At 39.2% G+C, this 15,196-nt stretch carries 16 protein-coding genes; 4 read left to right on the forward strand and 12 right to left on the reverse strand.

The features are described 5' to 3' along the window. Nucleotides 1-35 precede the first annotated feature (35 nt). Both FEZ08_RS02780 and FEZ08_RS12175 read right to left on the reverse strand, forming a co-directional pair. Entirely contained in the window at nt 36-869 is an 834-nt protein-coding gene (locus tag FEZ08_RS02780) for an AraC family transcriptional regulator (RefSeq protein WP_138190195.1), read from the reverse strand. Between the two features lie 95 nt (nt 870-964). After that, complete coding sequence (locus tag FEZ08_RS12175; RefSeq protein ID WP_171014904.1) at nt 965-1,129, reverse strand: hypothetical protein; 165 nt, start codon at nt 1,127-1,129, stop codon at nt 965-967. Between the two features lie 135 nt (nt 1,130-1,264). Between FEZ08_RS12175 and FEZ08_RS02785 the strand changes: the two genes are divergently transcribed. Continuing rightward, complete coding sequence (locus tag FEZ08_RS02785) at nt 1,265-1,657, forward strand: RidA family protein (protein ID WP_138190196.1); 393 nt, start codon at nt 1,265-1,267, stop codon at nt 1,655-1,657. Nucleotides 1,658-1,716: 59 nt separating this feature from the next. Here the strand turns inward: FEZ08_RS02785 and nagE are convergent, their stop codons facing one another. The 7 genes from nagE to FEZ08_RS02820 form a co-directional block, all read right to left on the reverse strand. Continuing rightward, the gene (nagE, locus tag FEZ08_RS02790) at nt 1,717-3,177 is read right to left on the reverse strand and encodes an N-acetylglucosamine-specific PTS transporter subunit IIBC (RefSeq protein WP_138190197.1); all 1,461 of its coding nucleotides are present in this window, start codon (nt 3,175-3,177) and stop codon (nt 1,717-1,719) included. A 158-nt stretch (nt 3,178-3,335) separates the two neighbouring features. Further along, nucleotides 3,336-3,974, reverse strand: coding sequence for a GyrI-like domain-containing protein (locus FEZ08_RS02795; RefSeq protein ID WP_422386942.1), 639 nt, complete (start codon nt 3,972-3,974; stop codon nt 3,336-3,338). Continuing rightward, nucleotides 3,961-4,779 (reverse strand): MerR family transcriptional regulator, encoded by an 819-nt coding sequence (locus FEZ08_RS02800; RefSeq protein ID WP_138190199.1) that lies wholly within the window; start codon nt 4,777-4,779, stop codon nt 3,961-3,963. The genes FEZ08_RS02795 and FEZ08_RS02800 overlap by 14 nt, the downstream gene beginning before the upstream one ends. Nucleotides 4,780-4,900: 121 nt before the next feature. After that, entirely contained in the window at nt 4,901-5,950 is a 1,050-nt protein-coding gene (locus tag FEZ08_RS02805) for a hypothetical protein (protein ID WP_138190200.1), read from the reverse strand. Then, nucleotides 5,905-6,672: a tetratricopeptide repeat protein gene (locus FEZ08_RS02810; protein WP_138190201.1), complete on the reverse strand. Its 768-nt coding sequence runs from the start codon at nt 6,670-6,672 to the stop codon at nt 5,905-5,907. Before FEZ08_RS02810 ends, FEZ08_RS02805 begins: the two co-directional genes overlap by 46 nt. 110 nt (nt 6,673-6,782) lie before the next feature. Further along, complete coding sequence (mtaB, locus tag FEZ08_RS02815) at nt 6,783-8,087, reverse strand: tRNA (N(6)-L-threonylcarbamoyladenosine(37)-C(2))-methylthiotransferase MtaB (RefSeq protein ID WP_138190202.1); 1,305 nt, start codon at nt 8,085-8,087, stop codon at nt 6,783-6,785. A gap of 22 nt (nt 8,088-8,109) precedes the next feature. Continuing rightward, complete coding sequence (locus tag FEZ08_RS02820) at nt 8,110-8,853, reverse strand: 16S rRNA (uracil(1498)-N(3))-methyltransferase (protein WP_138190203.1); 744 nt, start codon at nt 8,851-8,853, stop codon at nt 8,110-8,112. Between the two features lie 151 nt (nt 8,854-9,004). Here FEZ08_RS02820 and FEZ08_RS02825 point away from each other — a divergent pair, with 151 nt between their 5' ends. After that, nucleotides 9,005-9,787 carry a ChbG/HpnK family deacetylase gene (locus FEZ08_RS02825; protein ID WP_138190204.1) on the forward strand — a complete coding sequence of 261 codons (783 nt, stop codon included), beginning with the start codon at nt 9,005-9,007 and terminating at the stop codon, nt 9,785-9,787. A 64-nt stretch (nt 9,788-9,851) separates the two neighbouring features. On the opposite strand, the gene FEZ08_RS02830 is transcribed toward FEZ08_RS02825, so the two are convergent. After that, complete coding sequence (locus FEZ08_RS02830) at nt 9,852-10,373, reverse strand: thioredoxin family protein (RefSeq protein ID WP_138190205.1); 522 nt, start codon at nt 10,371-10,373, stop codon at nt 9,852-9,854. Nucleotides 10,374-10,386: 13 nt separating this feature from the next. After that, nucleotides 10,387-10,797, reverse strand: coding sequence for a thioredoxin family protein (locus FEZ08_RS02835; RefSeq protein ID WP_138190206.1), 411 nt, complete (start codon nt 10,795-10,797; stop codon nt 10,387-10,389). A gap of 134 nt (nt 10,798-10,931) precedes the next feature. Between FEZ08_RS02835 and yidD the strand changes: the two genes are divergently transcribed. Beyond that, nucleotides 10,932-11,156: a membrane protein insertion efficiency factor YidD gene (gene yidD, locus FEZ08_RS02840; RefSeq protein ID WP_138190207.1), complete on the forward strand. Its 225-nt coding sequence runs from the start codon at nt 10,932-10,934 to the stop codon at nt 11,154-11,156. Here the strand turns inward: yidD and FEZ08_RS02845 are convergent. Further along, nucleotides 11,146-12,309: a winged helix-turn-helix domain-containing protein gene (locus tag FEZ08_RS02845; protein WP_171014905.1), complete on the reverse strand. Its 1,164-nt coding sequence runs from the start codon at nt 12,307-12,309 to the stop codon at nt 11,146-11,148. The two genes, yidD and FEZ08_RS02845, sit on opposite strands and share 11 nt — an antisense overlap. A gap of 271 nt (nt 12,310-12,580) precedes the next feature. On the opposite strand from FEZ08_RS02845, the gene FEZ08_RS02850 reads away from it, so the two are divergent. After that, nucleotides 12,581-15,190: a cation-translocating P-type ATPase gene (locus FEZ08_RS02850; protein ID WP_138190209.1), complete on the forward strand. Its 2,610-nt coding sequence runs from the start codon at nt 12,581-12,583 to the stop codon at nt 15,188-15,190. Nucleotides 15,191-15,196: the final 6 nt, after the last annotated feature.

Genomic DNA, 15,196 nt, shown 5'->3' on the forward strand with positions numbered 1-15,196 from the left:
CCACTACCTATAAACTCAATTGTAAAAATACGACATTATTTTTTGTTCAATGCCAAATTTTTTGCTGCCCGCGGTGTTAACCCATGAAACTTTTTAAATGATTTCAATAAATGCGCCTGATCAACAAAACCAAAACGAAACACCAAGTCCTGTGCATTGACAATTTCTTCTCCTAACATCGTCTGCCAGATGCGCTGGTAACGAATTAAATCATAAGCCTTTTTCGGCGTCACTCCGGTATATTGCAAAAAAAGCCGTTCTAACTGCCGCCGCGACAAATATACCGAATCAAAAATCTCCTGACTGCTTTTATTCGTCTTCAACATTAAATATAAAGCATTGAAGACATGACTATCAATCTCTTGAAAGCTGATTTGTTTGCTGAGGAGTTGCTCAGCAAACAAAATTTTTCTCCCCATCAAACGCTCCTCAATCAAGTGCGGGGTTAATGCTTCAACAAAATCAGCAAAATACTCTCGGGCATCAAAGTTGTAGTTCAAGACTTTATCTAAGGGCACTCGCGTAAATAAACCCACGGTCCAAAAATAAAAACGCACCGCAAAGACCGCCACCTCATCGTTACCACTCATCGGCGGCACATAATACGCATGATCATTAATGCCATGAAAGCTGGTAAAAACTTTACCACTACTATAATTAATAATAAATATTATGTCCATGGCTGTATCAGGAACTACTAAACTTGTGGATTGCTCGGCAACAGCATCCGGACGATATGGCTGCTCGCTGCCCCAAAAACAAATAATATAAGGTTGCAGAAAATAATTGGCCGCATACTCACTATGCGTCGCATTAAAGCTGAATGGCGTTGCCGTTCTCGGTCGGTATTGAGTTATTAAGCGTTTCATTTTCTGCCTCCTTTATCTTCCTATTATAACAAACTTTATTCGCGAAAACGAGACAGCAAAAAACCGCGCAATTTTACCACGCGGTTTTACCATTTCTATTCGCCTTCTTCAAGTAATTTTCGTTCCTTATCCTTCTTCACAGTGTCCCAGACAAATAATCCATATGCAATTGTGGCAATTTTTATAACTCCAACTAAAGCAACTGTGCCACCGATTAATCGTTTGACACTTTTTGAATCCAGATTTTGATGATTATACATAACCAATCCCTCCAACTACCAATATAATTTATCGTATCAGTCAATCTGCCTAGTGTCAATGAATACGATTGAATAATTATTGTCGCTTCGTTGCTAAACACAGTTGATATACTAATTATAAAGGAGCTGATTGCTATGATAAAACGATTACCTACCCATGTTAAAGATGATACTTGTGCAGCTGCGGTTATTGCCGGTGATTTCATTTTCCTGGCGCACCATAGCGGTAGCATTGCTTCTGCTGAAGCAGAGCAGTATGATGGCAAAAAAGGCTATCAACCGGATATCGTCCAGCAAACTAGAGTTTGCTTTGATCACTTACGCATTACTCTGGAGAATGCAGGTGCCAGCCTTGACGATGTTGTCCAACTCAATTACTATATTCGCAACAAAGATGATTTTCGTACCGGTGCTGATGTATTCGCAGAGTACTTTACTGATGGCGCCCCCGCTCGGATGACGGTTATCACCGATTTTATTGACGAAGAATGTCTATGTCAGATTGATGGCGTAGCCTATAAAGGATAAGAAAAAGTCGGCATTGCTGCCGACTTTTTTCGCGAAAGGAAAGTTTAATTCATTTTTTTCTATTCTTCTTTTGTTTTCGTTTCTTTCATTAACTTTTTAATATCATCAGCAACAAACTGCACATCTACACCAATAATAACTTGGGCTGCAGTTTTTGATGTCTTCATAACTCCTGCTGCTCCGGCAGACTTGATCTTCTTTTCATCAATAATGTCAGCATCTTTTACATCTAAACGTAAACGAGTTGAACAGTTATCAATGGTAACAATATTATCTTTACCGCCAAGTCCTTCAAGAATTCGAGCTGCTTTTGAACTTTCGACAGCAATAGTATCATCGATTTCTTGTTCATTCGTTTCAAAATCATCTTCGCGTCCAGGTGTTTTTAAATTGAAAGCTTTGATGACGAAATAGAAAATAAAGAAGTATACAAAGAAGAAAGCAACTCCCATAATTAGCAAGCCAATCGGATTGGTTGCTAAACCAAAGTTAAGTACATAGTCAAATAATCCTGCTGAAAAGCCGAACCCATGCAAGAAGCCAAAAATGTTAGCCAAGAATAAAGATAATCCGGTTAACGCTGCATGGATAACATACAGTACCGGTGCAGCAAACATGAATAAAAATTCAATTGGCTCAGTAATCCCGGTTAAGAATGCAACTGCCGCTACCGAAATAACTGCCGATAAAATTTCTTTACGGTTTTCTTTTTTAGCTGTTGCTGCCATGGCAAACCCAGCTCCCGGAAGACCAAACATCATAACTGGGAAGAATCCTGCTTGATAAATTCCGGCAGTTGGATCTCCAGCTAAGAAACGGAAAATATCTCCATAAACCGGAACTCCGGCTCCGGCCCCAACTGTTGGTATAAATTCACCAAAGTTAAACCAGAAGATTGAATTAAGTACGTGGTGTAAGCCAAGCGGAATTAATAAACGGTTGAAGAAACCGAATAATCCTGCGCCAATTGCACCAAGTGAAATCAACCAATCGCCAAATGCTGAAATTCCTGTCCAAACAAATGGCCAAACAAAGAATAAAATTGCTGCTAAAATCAATGAGAAAATCGATGTTAGAATTGGCACTAAACGGCGTCCTGAGAAAAAGCCAATCCAAGCCGGCAACTTAGTCTCACTAAAACGATTATAAGTCACCGAGGCAATGATACCGACCAGAACCCCAATTAAGACGTTATTAGACACTTTACCAAATGCTGCTAACGCCATCTCGTCAGTAACGCCATACGATTCAACTGCTGCTGGTGCCAATACCCCAATAACAACATAAAAACCGATTAATCCGGCTAGTGCCGCAGCACCATGATTGTCTTTTGACATCCCGAAAGCAATACTAATCGCAAACAATGCTGCCATATGGTCCATAATTGCACCACCGGCAAGACTAATAAATGGAATGTCTAATACATCCGCAGCTCCAATACGAAGTAAAATTGCTGCCGCCGGCAACGCTGCTACCGGGAGCATCAACGATTTTCCAATTCGTTGTAAATACTTTAACATATATATATCCTCCTTCTTTCCTCTCGTCTTAATTATAAGAAAAAAACAACCAATGTAAATCTGTATATACAACTTCACAAAATAATTCATTTTATGCGTCTTTTTCCCATGTTTTGAAAGTTAAAAAGAACAGTGATTTAATCACTGTTCTTTTTCAATTATTTGTATGCAACCGGTACCCGTAAAATCGTTTTTAGCTTTTCCGGAGCACTGCGATTTGGATCTGATAAATAGAGTTCATGATGCTTACGCTCATTGGCAGTTTGGTTAATCAATCCATTGGCTTCGATAAATGCATCAATAACTGCCATCGTTTCTGGCTCATCAGCATATGGACCAACATGTAGCATCTGGACACATAAACCCTCTTCAAAAGTTTCTAATCGAACCTTGCTGTAATCAAAATCAGGATTCTTCTTTGCTGCTTCAAGCTTCGCCCACGCTAATACTTCTTGTGTGACAAAATCCGGCTGACGAATCATTGAAATCCACAGCCAATTATCCCGCTCAGTCAAACTAAAAGTATCACCATCAACATACCAAAGCCCTTCAAGTGGTGGCATTACATAATCGAAATAATCTTTAGGCTGCTCACCCTTCATCTTGCTCATTTTTATTGTATAGGCAATGCTATACAAACTACCAACTGCTTGTTTATAAATAGCACTATTGGGATCACCGTAACCATCATACATTAAAAACGATATTGCCGGCACCTCAACAAGCTTCGGTTTCTTGCTTGAAGCCCCATATAAATCTCTATATTCTTTTTTAAAATCAAAATTACTCATTGTTATTAGCTCCTTCACGTTCAACTAATATAATTACTTCAGTCTGATAATTATTAGGATTACCTTTAAAGAACATTCCCGGACCACGATGATACACTTCCCGAGAAGGAATCTGAGCAATCAAGTTATGTTCAAAAATATAGGTAAATAATGCTTTATATGCAAACTGCAATAAATCATAACCACCATAATGCATTGTACTGATTGCTGATCCACCGGCTAGTACTCGTGTTGTCACTTTCGAATCATTCAACTCTCTACTAATAGGCGCGCATATCTCAATATTTGCTGCTTCCTGATAACTATCATCATGTAAACAAATAAAAACCGGTCCGGCAGCCTTACCCTTTACCGCCTTAAACAATTGACCAATATGTTTACCAACCTCGTCATAGCGGCCCTGATAACTAACACTAGCTATCAACATTGCTGGTATATCCAACTCATTAATCTGATAACTAGTCTGTCTTCGCTCATCTTGCTTATCGCCCAGCTGCGCCTCAATTTCACGAATCAACTGTTGCTTCCGTTCAACCTCAAAATTAAGTTGTTCACGCTTCTCATCAAGAAAGTATTGTAATTCCTCACCGCTATCAATCGCCACTAACACTTCCTTAAGTTCAGCAATTGAGAAATCAAACTGTTTTAGCCTGATAATCATCTCAGCACGCGCAAAATCCTCATCATTATAAAAGCGATAGCCACTCTGTTGATCACGATAAGACGGCGTTAAAATCCCCTCGTTATCATAATACCGTAAAGTCTGAATCGTCAACCGGGTAATCTTAGAAAACTCACCAATCTGATACATCGCAACACCTCCTAAAACAAGTATAAACCCTCCTCCATACAAGAGAGTCAAGTAATATCTTCATTTTAGCACATTTTGAGGAAAAGAAAAAAAGCTGATTGCTCAACAATCAGCTTTTTCATTATTTCACTTGATCTACAATCATCGCTAAATAATTGCTAGCCTGGGCCTTAATAAAACTTTCAAAATTTACATTAAAGCTTTTAAACTGCGAATTATCAAGCATATTATGCATAGCAATAAAGTCTTCATCAATTACAACATCATTATCAACCACATGATCAGCAATAAATGCCAGACAATCATATAATGTCTGCAAGGTTTCGCTCGCCAATTCCGCTCGCTCCACATTCGCTAAACGACCTCTAATTAGTCCATATGTTCCTCGAACAATCGGGCTATATGCTTTTAATAAGTTACGGGTAGTATCTTCGAAGAAGCCTTCGGCAAAATTGTTATCATCGCGATAGTCTATTTTACCAATTTCTCGATTATGCTCATCATAAATTGTAAAAGCAATTGACTGATTAAGTAACGCTATTTCAGTTGCCATTATTTTAGCCGCATGAACATCTTCAACGCCATATGTATCAAGCAGATGATTACTATGTTCACAACGGTATACATTGTTTTCAATCATAAGACCATCAACCCAAGTACCATCACTCCAAACCTCACCCGCTTGATTATATGTTTTAAATATAACGGTGTCACCTTCATCACCTGAATAAAAAGCTTTTTCAGTAAGTTCCCCGGATTGATTCCATTCAGTCACTTCACCAACATAAGCATGCAGATCATTCTTTGTTCCTAAAACCCAGATTGAATCTTTATTATCAAAGAAAACTCCACTTGGAATTGTATTCGGACGTTTTCGCTCGGCAAACTTCTCGGTAAGCAGCACATCAATTTTTTCAAAACTATACTCATACTCTTCGCTAATATATGTTCTGCCCTCATCAGGAATAGCGTCAATCAATTGTTTGGCTATTTCTAATTCCCCTAATTCTTTGGCAATAAATGCAATACGCAATTGCGCATAATAATACTCCAAGTTTTGATTGGGAATTTGCTGCCAAAAATGCAGTTCATCTAAAACTGTTTCATTTGACCAAAGCGCAGAGTTCACTTTACCATCAGTTGCCCAATTTTTTCCAGCACATGTTTCCATTTCTGGTATTTACCAGCTTGCTGCTCATCCTCTAATAAACGATAAATAGCGGCATACTCATCTAAAGCCTCCAAGTACTCCAATACTAATGGTGGCATCTTCGCCAGTACTGCCAGCGCTTCCGAGTATTGTTGTTGCTCCTTCAAAAACTTAGCATAACGAATAATTACACTTGGGTAACTTACATCTTCTGAATAATGCTGTTCAGCCAAATCAAACTTTTCTTTAACCAAGTCTGTATTTTCCATACGTGTATAAACAACGAGATACCAATTCAATACATTGGCATAGTTTTCTATTTTAGTAGCATCAATCTCATCTAAACAATCTAGTGCTGACTGATACTCCTCAATATCAACATAAATACGCGCCTTAGCAAATAAAACATTGTCTTTTGCTGCACCATTAGCAATTGCTTCATCTAAAACCTTGAACGCACCCTCATAATTCTCATAACCATAACGCTCAATATCTGAAAGCACAATACATGACTGACCATAAAACGCATTATCATGCTGAATCTTTAACAACAAAGCCTTAGCAATATCATACTCCCCTAATCCATGCATAAAATGCTGGGCAATAATATACAATTGCTCCGCATCATCAATTTCTAATTGCAATAATTCCTGCTTATATTTCTCATGCTCCTCCTCGTCACAATTATATCCGGCCTCAGAAATATTATTATAGGCCTCAACCAAGCGCTCATCTAATTCCATGAAATAACTCTCCTTAAAACTACATATTGTAGTTTAATAATATCACTACCTGTATTATTTGGCAAGAAAAAATAAAAAAGCTGGTTGCTAAAGCAACCAGCTTTTCCCATTTAACCTAAAGTTCCTATATTCAACGGATAACCAGCCTTAGCAATCTTCACTGGCAATATCTGCCCCAAACAACTATCATCAGCAAGTACCTCAACCCGCAAATAATTAGTTGTATGACCAACATAATAACCAGCGTCAATTTTGCTTGCCTCTTCAAAAAGCACTGGCAGCGTACTACCCTCAAAGCTGCTGGCGTACTCTTTTGCCATCTGGTCATTTAAAGCAATCAACTGACTGACCCGCGCCGTTTTAATCAACTCCGGCACTTGATTTTCCATCTTAGCTGCCGGCGTTCCATTACGAATCGAATAAGGGAATACATGCATTTCGCTGAATTGCATCTCCTTGCAAAACTCATATGTTTCTAAAAACTCTTTCTCGGTTTCACCGGGGAACCCAACAATAACATCGGTAGTGATTGCAAGATCACTAAACACTTCCCGCAATTGCTGAATTTTCAAACGATAGAAATTGGTTAAGTAATTCCGCTTCATTCGTTTAAGCACGCCATCACTGCCGGCCTGTAGAGGAATATGTAAGTGGTTGACAATCTTGGTTGAATTTTTCAGTACTTCGATAACTTCATCAGTTACCTGACTTGCTTCAATTGAAGAAATACGAATCCGCTCCAAACCGGGAACATTTTGATCTATGTCACGTAGTAAATCAGCAAATGAATACTCCTCAAAATCTTCACCATAACCAGCAGTATGGATACCGGTCAAGACAACTTCTTTATATCCTTGCTCAACCAATAGCTGAGTCTGCTCTAAAACATTTTTCGGATCACGTGAGCGAATCAGTCCGCGAGCCCAGGGAATGATACAGAATGTACAAAAATTATTGCACCCTTCCTGAATCTTTAAAAAAGCTCTGGTATTTTCAGCAAATCCTTCTACATCCAATGCCTCAAATTCAGTTTGTTTCATAATATTGGTAACTGCGAGGGTAGGCTGCCGTTCTTCTTGATATTGCTTGACATAGTCAAGCAATTTCTCGCGCCCTTGGGTCCCGACAACAATATCGACACCTTCAATATCCATAATCTCTTTCGGTTTTAACTGCGCATAACAGCCCATTACCACAATAACTGCTTCTGGATTGCGGCGAATTGCCCGGCGAATCACCTGGCGACTTTTACGATCGCCGGTATTAGTTACTGTACAAGTATTAATAACATACACATCGGCTTCACTTTTAAAATCAACCCGTTCATAGCTTTCATTTTTAAAAAGATTCCAAACCGATTCAGTTTCATATGTATTTACTTTACATCCCAAAGTGTGAAATGCAACTGTTGGCATAAATATTTCACCTATTCCTTTATTATTCGTTTTCCAGATAATAACCGGCAATACTTAGAGCATAAAGTGCCGCTGTCTCTGTTCGTAGTATTCGTTTCCCTAATTGAATTGCCTGAGCACCAGCAGCTTGCAATGCAGCAAACTCCTTAGCACTAATACCGCCTTCTGGGCCGATGACAATCACAACTGTTGTACCCGGCAAAAGCTTTGCCGCCCAATGCTCCATCGCCACACCATCATGAGTCAATTCCTCATAAGCTACCAAAAGCAAATCGGCATGCTCAAACTGCACCATCAACTGTGCGGTTGTCTGCGGCATTTCAACCGTCGGCACCATCACCCGGTGCGCCTGCTCCGCTGCCTCTTTAGCAATCGCTTGCCAGCGTTGCTGCTTCTTAGGTGCCTTCTTCTCATCCAGCTTCACGATCGCTCGCTCAGATGCCCAGGGAATGATGGTATCCACCCCAAGCTCAGTTGCTTTCTGGACAATAAATTCAAACTTATCACCTTTAGGTAAACCCTGAACTAAAATAATACGTGCCGGCAATTCAGTCTCGGCAATAAGTTCTTCACCAAGAGTCGCAATAACTACATCATGAGTGACATCTGTAAGCACAGCTAAAAACGCTTGTTGCTCTTGGTTACAAACAATAATCTGCTGTTCCGGCTGCATCCGCATAACCCGACTGATATGATGGGCATCACTACCATTAATTGTTACTACCCGGTCAATAATCTGCTCATTATTCACAAAATATCGTTGCATTACTTTCAGTCCCTTGCATAAAAGTCTTCTTCCCTATTCTGCCATAAAATGTGTTCTTTATCAAATAAATCTGTTTGTTGACAATAAGAATTTATGTTTAGTTCCAAACTATCTATGCTATAATCAAAATAACTGAACAAGGAGTGATTTGATGCAAAAAATAATTATTAATGCTGATGATTTTGGATTATCAGAAGCAATTAACTATGGTATTATCAAAGCCTTGAGCGAAGGTATTGCCAGTTCAACTCTGCTTATGCCTAACTTACCAACCGCTGCACATGCCGTTAAGCTTGCCGCTCAGTTACCGGATTTGTTTATCGGCCAACATACTAATTTTCTTCTTGGTAAACCCTGTGCTGATGCCGCACTTCTACCCTCAATGGTTGATAGCGACGGTAATTTTCATCGTTCGTCATACTACCGGACACAAAAAAGAAACTTCGTTTATGAAGAAGTTCGGATTGAAACCATAGCGCAAATGGAACGCTTCAAATCACTACTTGGTTATTACCCGCAACACATTGACTGCCATGCTATTGGTGATGAAACTGTTGACCAAGTCTTCTATGACTTAGCTCAAGAATACCACATCCACACCACATTAAAATATAGTGGCGACAAGATTTGGCCTAGTTTACCTGGCTACATTGAAACCGGCGCTCTGATTGAAGTGAACGGACTTTCCTTTATCAATGAGGGCACTCATGTTCATCACTTTCTTGACGATGCCTTCAATCTTTTAAACCAAGACAAAAATAAAGTCATTGAAATGCATTTTGATGTTGGCTTCCTTGACCAATTTATTCTCGATAATTCATCACTCACCTATCCACGTTGCCGCGAACTTGACACCCTATGTGATCCACGAGTAGCACAATGGTTTACCGACAATCAATTCGAACTGATTAGTTTCGGTGATTTAAAACGCTAATACTAGTTTGCTTATCAAGCTATATATTAAAAGAAAAAGGTTGCAGGACGAGTCCTGCAACCTTTTAATTATTATTCGTCGAAATATTCGTTGAACTTCCAGAAGCATCACTGGCAACGATAAAATCATTGCGAAGCAACCATGCATCAACCAATGATTCCGGGAAATCATCAACAGCTGTCCACTCAATCATATCAACCATGACACCATTATCTATAAAAGCTAGTGTTGGTGTATGGGCAATACCATACTGTGCTTTAAAAGCATTCCATTCACTATCGTTTGCCTGTAAATCTTTGATATCCATATAATAGATATAATTTGCAATCTTATCATTCTGCTCAACATAGTTTGGAATAAACCATGATTCGAAGAAATCTGAATCACCACAATTCGGGCGGCCAACATACACATAGAAGCTTTCATTGTTAGCGACTTTATTTTCAAACTCAGCCACAGTCATTGAAGGCAGTTTCCCTTCAATTGGGCTGACGTTGTCTTGGTACCAGCCATATCCGTAATAACCACCGATGACTGCACCAGCTAAAACAATACCAATAACAACCATCAAAATATTTTTCTTCATATTGCCAACACCCCTATTGAATGCCTAAGAACGAGGCATCCTTTTTTAAAAACTTCATTGTTGTATCATTATCTTTATAACCAACCTGACGGCTTGTTTCAACGCCATTTTCGTAAACAATCAAAGCCGGTGTCCCGTCTTTTAACATAGCTTCATCGCGATTCTCAGTTTTACTAGAATCAATTGCATAAATAGTAACATTATTATCATTAATAATGCCATTTAATACCGGTTTGAATTTTGTACAATATGAACACGTTGGTGAATAAACATATAAAACAAAATCTTCCTTGTTATCAATTTTTTCTTGCACTTGTGCTAAACTTACATCTGTATAAGCATTTTGGTTACTGAAAAATATAAAAGCAAAGAATGCTCCGATAATCAAAACAAAAGTTGCTAATAAAATAAGTAGTTTCTTCATGCCCAGCCTCCTAATTTTTACTTCCTGCCTATTATAACATAGGCTAAAACCAGACGCAAACAAAGCAATTCTTCCTTTTTACTTTCATGCACCGATTTGATATAATATGATTTGAAACAGAAAGGAGCGTTATGATGAAACGCTTGCTAATTGGTATGGTGCATATGTATCAAAAATATATTTCACCATTAAAAAAGAGTCCAACATGCCGCTTCACCCCGACATGTTCTGAATATATGATTGAAGCAATAGAGATTCACGGATCCATAAGAGGCCTTGGCCTCGGACTTTGGCGTATCCTGCGCTGCAACCCCTTCAATAAACATTTCGGTATCGATCCGGTGCCGCCTAAAAAATAGGAGTTGCGATATCCACTTCTTCAGCACCTAAATATTGAACAAATTGGTGTAAGCATTGCTCGAATGCTTGCATCATTTTTTTATCCCCAATATTCACCCCTGGCTCGAACCACCAATCAATAATTCGCAACACCCGATCCTTGCGATCGTATTTCGCCTCCATACGTGCCACAAAACGATCTTGATATAACACCGGCAAGACATAGTAACCATACTGACGTTGTGCCGCCGGCTTGTACACTTCCCAGCGGTAATAGAATCCAAATACATCTTCAATCAACTGCCGGTCCCAAATCATATTATCAAGTGGTCCTAACCATACCATGCTTTGATCAAGCACAGCATCCTTGAATAGTTTTTTAAAAACCTTAGGATAATAATAGGTTTGCGGCAAATCTGCGATTTGCAGTTCACCAATTATTTCTTGTTCCAATAATTCTTGGTAACCCTGATTACGTTGCGCTGCTTTCAAACCACGAATCCCCAGTAAAGCATCATTATTTCCTGAAGCCATTAAACCAACTGATTCAACCCGGCGTTGCAGTTGCCAACGATAAAAATCATTATCATCAAGAAATGGTTCACTTTGTGTTAATAATTCCGGAGCTAAATGATTTTCAATTAAATCATAGGTACGGTGCGTCCCCTTACGTGTATAAATAACCACTTTACCAGAGCGATATAAATGTTCCAGTGCCAAACTGGAAACCTTCATCGAGTTGCCCCAATCACCAATTACCCGCTCATTTAAATCAATCTGCTTAGCATCCAACGGACCCAGTTCACGGAACAACTGCAAAACATGCGGTAACACATGGTCAACTTTTTCGCCATAATGTTGTTCAGCATGTTGACGATAACGAGCAAAATATGGCCAGTCAACTGTCTGATAAATTCCCATATTCTTATCCCAGCCATCAATCAAAAGCCGGTCACTATATAATAACTGATGTAATAGTTCGGGAGTAAAATTGCCAACCCGGGCCTGGAGCACCAGTTCCGGATTGGTGCCGACAGGATTTAGCGGATCATATTGAATCGTGTGCACCCGATCAAAATATTGCAATATCCCCGCTTTACCACTTAATGCAGCACCATGAATAAAATGATAATTCAATAGGAATTTTCGTGCTTCTGGCTTGGAAATTTTCACAAATAACACCTCATTTAGCTATATTATAGCAAATATTATGCTATAACACTTGTACTATTCCACTATTTAACGTATACTGTTACTTATAAAATAGAATAAGCATAAGGGAGTAGCCAGCAGGATTCCTGGTGCAAAATCAACACTAACCGATTAATTGAATTAATCTGGTTTTGTATGAAACGGCAAGACTTATGCATAGACCAAGCTGAAACGTTGTCTATGTATAGGTCTTTTTTTACAGCTTAGTCTCAATTTTAGGAGGAATTTACCCATGTGGTCAAAGAAAAATGTTGATGAAGTATTAACAGAATTAGGCACAGACATCGAAACCGGACTGACACAGTCCACGTACGAGCAATCACTGGCCAAAAACGGTCCTAACAAATTACCTGAAGAAGGTCGGAAAAGTCCGATTGTTATCTTCTTCAAAAACTTTTTAGAACCGTTAGTAATTGTATTGCTACTTGCGGCAGCAATTTCGCTCTTCGTTGGCGAAGCCAAAGAAGCAATTGTTATTGTTATCATTGTTGTTATCAATGCCATCATCGGAACTGTCCAAGAAGTTCGTTCACAGAAATCATTAGATGCCTTAAAACAGCTTTCTACCCCACAAGTAACTGTTCGCCGTAATGGTGAAACCGTTGAAGTTGATTCAACCAGTCTTGTTCCCGGAGATATCGTTGTTCTTGATGCCGGAAAATTTATTCCCGCCGATTTACGGATTGTTGAATCTGCGCAACTACAAATTGATGAGTCAGCATTAACCGGTGAATCAGTGCCGGTTAATAAAAAGTCAGCTGCTATCACCGACGAAGGCAACATTGCCTTAGGCGATCAGATTAATATGGCTTTTATGTCGACATTCATTACTAATGGCCGTGCTGTTGGTGTGGTTATTGGCACCGGATTAAACACCGAAATCGGTAAAATCGCTTCAATGATTAGCGAAGCTCCGGATACCAAAACCCCACTCCAGGAAAAATTGGCGCAATTAACAAAGGTCGTTTCAATTCTCGCCTTTGTTCTTGGTGGTATTATTCTTGCCTTAGAAATATTTATGGGCAATGTCGTTGGTGAGGCACTTATATCTGCTATAACTTTAGCAGTTGCCGTGATTCCTGAAAGCTTACCGGTTATTGTCTCTATTGTTTTGGCAATCAGCGTCAGCCGAATGGTAAAACATCACGCGATTATTAAAAAACTGCCGGCAGTTGAAACTTTGGGTGCAGTGAATGTTATTTGTTCTGATAAAACCGGAACCTTAACCCAAAATAAAATGACAGTTGTTAAATATCTTTTAAATAATAAAACTTTTGAACCGGATAACTTTGATTTAAATGATAATACTCATGAAATCTTTCTACGCAGTTTAGAGCTTTGTAATGACTCATTCTTTAATGATGACAACCAACCTATTGGTGACCCAACTGAGGTTGCCCTCACCGCTTTTGCCGGTTTGCAAGGCTGGAATGAATTTACTATCCGCAAGGAGTTTCCGCGGGTTGATGAACAACCATTTGATTCTGACCGGAAATTAATGACCACTGTCAATCAACATAAAGAGCAGTTTGTTGTTTATACTAAGGGTGCTACTGACCAATTACTGGAACGATGCAGTAAAATTATTTTAGACGGTACAGTAGTATCAATGACAGATGGTTTTAAGGCTGAAATTATGGCCCAAGCAAACGAAATGTCAGAAGATGCGCTTCGGGTTCTTGGTTTTGCCTATAAAGAAATTGCTGAATTAGACCCGGAAAATGATTACGAATACAACCTTACTTTTATTGGTTGTGTCGGTATGATTGACCCGGCTCGTCCTGAAGCTGCAAGTGCAATCGCGCGTGCAACCAAAGCTTCAATTGAAACTGTAATGATTACCGGTGACCATCGCGTTACTGCCTTCGCTATTGCAAAAAATCTCGGTATTGTTGATGACGAAGCTGAAGTTATCAGCGGCAGCGAGCTTGATGAAATGGATGACGAGCAGTTAGCTAAAGTTATTCGTAACTATCATGTATTTGCCCGGGTAAGCCCTGAACATAAAGTTCGTATTGTAAAAGCATTGCAATCTCATGGCTTAATCGTTTCAATGACCGGTGACGGTGTGAACGATGCACCTAGTTTACAAACTGCTGACATCGGTGTTGCAATGGGTATTACCGGAACCGACGTTTCTAAAGAAGCAGCGGATATGATTTTAACTGATGATAACTTTGCAACTATTGTTGGTGCCGTTGAAGAAGGTCGGAACATCTATAAAAAAATCCGCCGGGCAATTGCTTTTGTTCTTTCAACTAACCTTGGTGAAGTACTGGCAGTATTCATTGCTGTCATCGTTAGTGGTTATCAACCATTATCAGCAGTACATATTCTCTGGGTCAACTTAATCGTTGAATCAATTATTGCGATACCAATGGGCATGGATGTTAATGACCCTGATGTTATGAATGATAAACCACGGCCACGTAATGAATCACTGTTCACCAATATGGTTTTCCGCATTCTCTTCGTTGCCTTCACAACTATGGCTGCAGTACTTACTGCCTACTTCATCGGATTACAAGATCCAAATGATACCATTGCTAACGCACAAACGATGGCATTCTTAGTTATGGCAACTGCACCAATGCTTACCTCATTAAGTATGCGTTCTGAAAAATGGGTATTCTTCACTAAAAAAATGTTTGCTAATCGCAACTTGATTATTGCTATTATTGCTGGTATTACGCTCAACTTCCTGGCAGTATTTACCCCGCTTTCAGCATTCTTAGGATTAGTACCACTTGAAATAAATGAGACCATTATAACCATTAGCCTCATGATTATACCAGCTTTATTGCTTGAATTAAGCAAAATTGTTGTAAAACAAAAACGATAATTATGA

The sequence above is a fragment of the Culicoidibacter larvae genome, from assembly GCF_005771635.1.
Taxonomy (GTDB): Bacteria; Bacillota_I; Bacilli_A; order Culicoidibacterales; family Culicoidibacteraceae; genus Culicoidibacter; species Culicoidibacter larvae.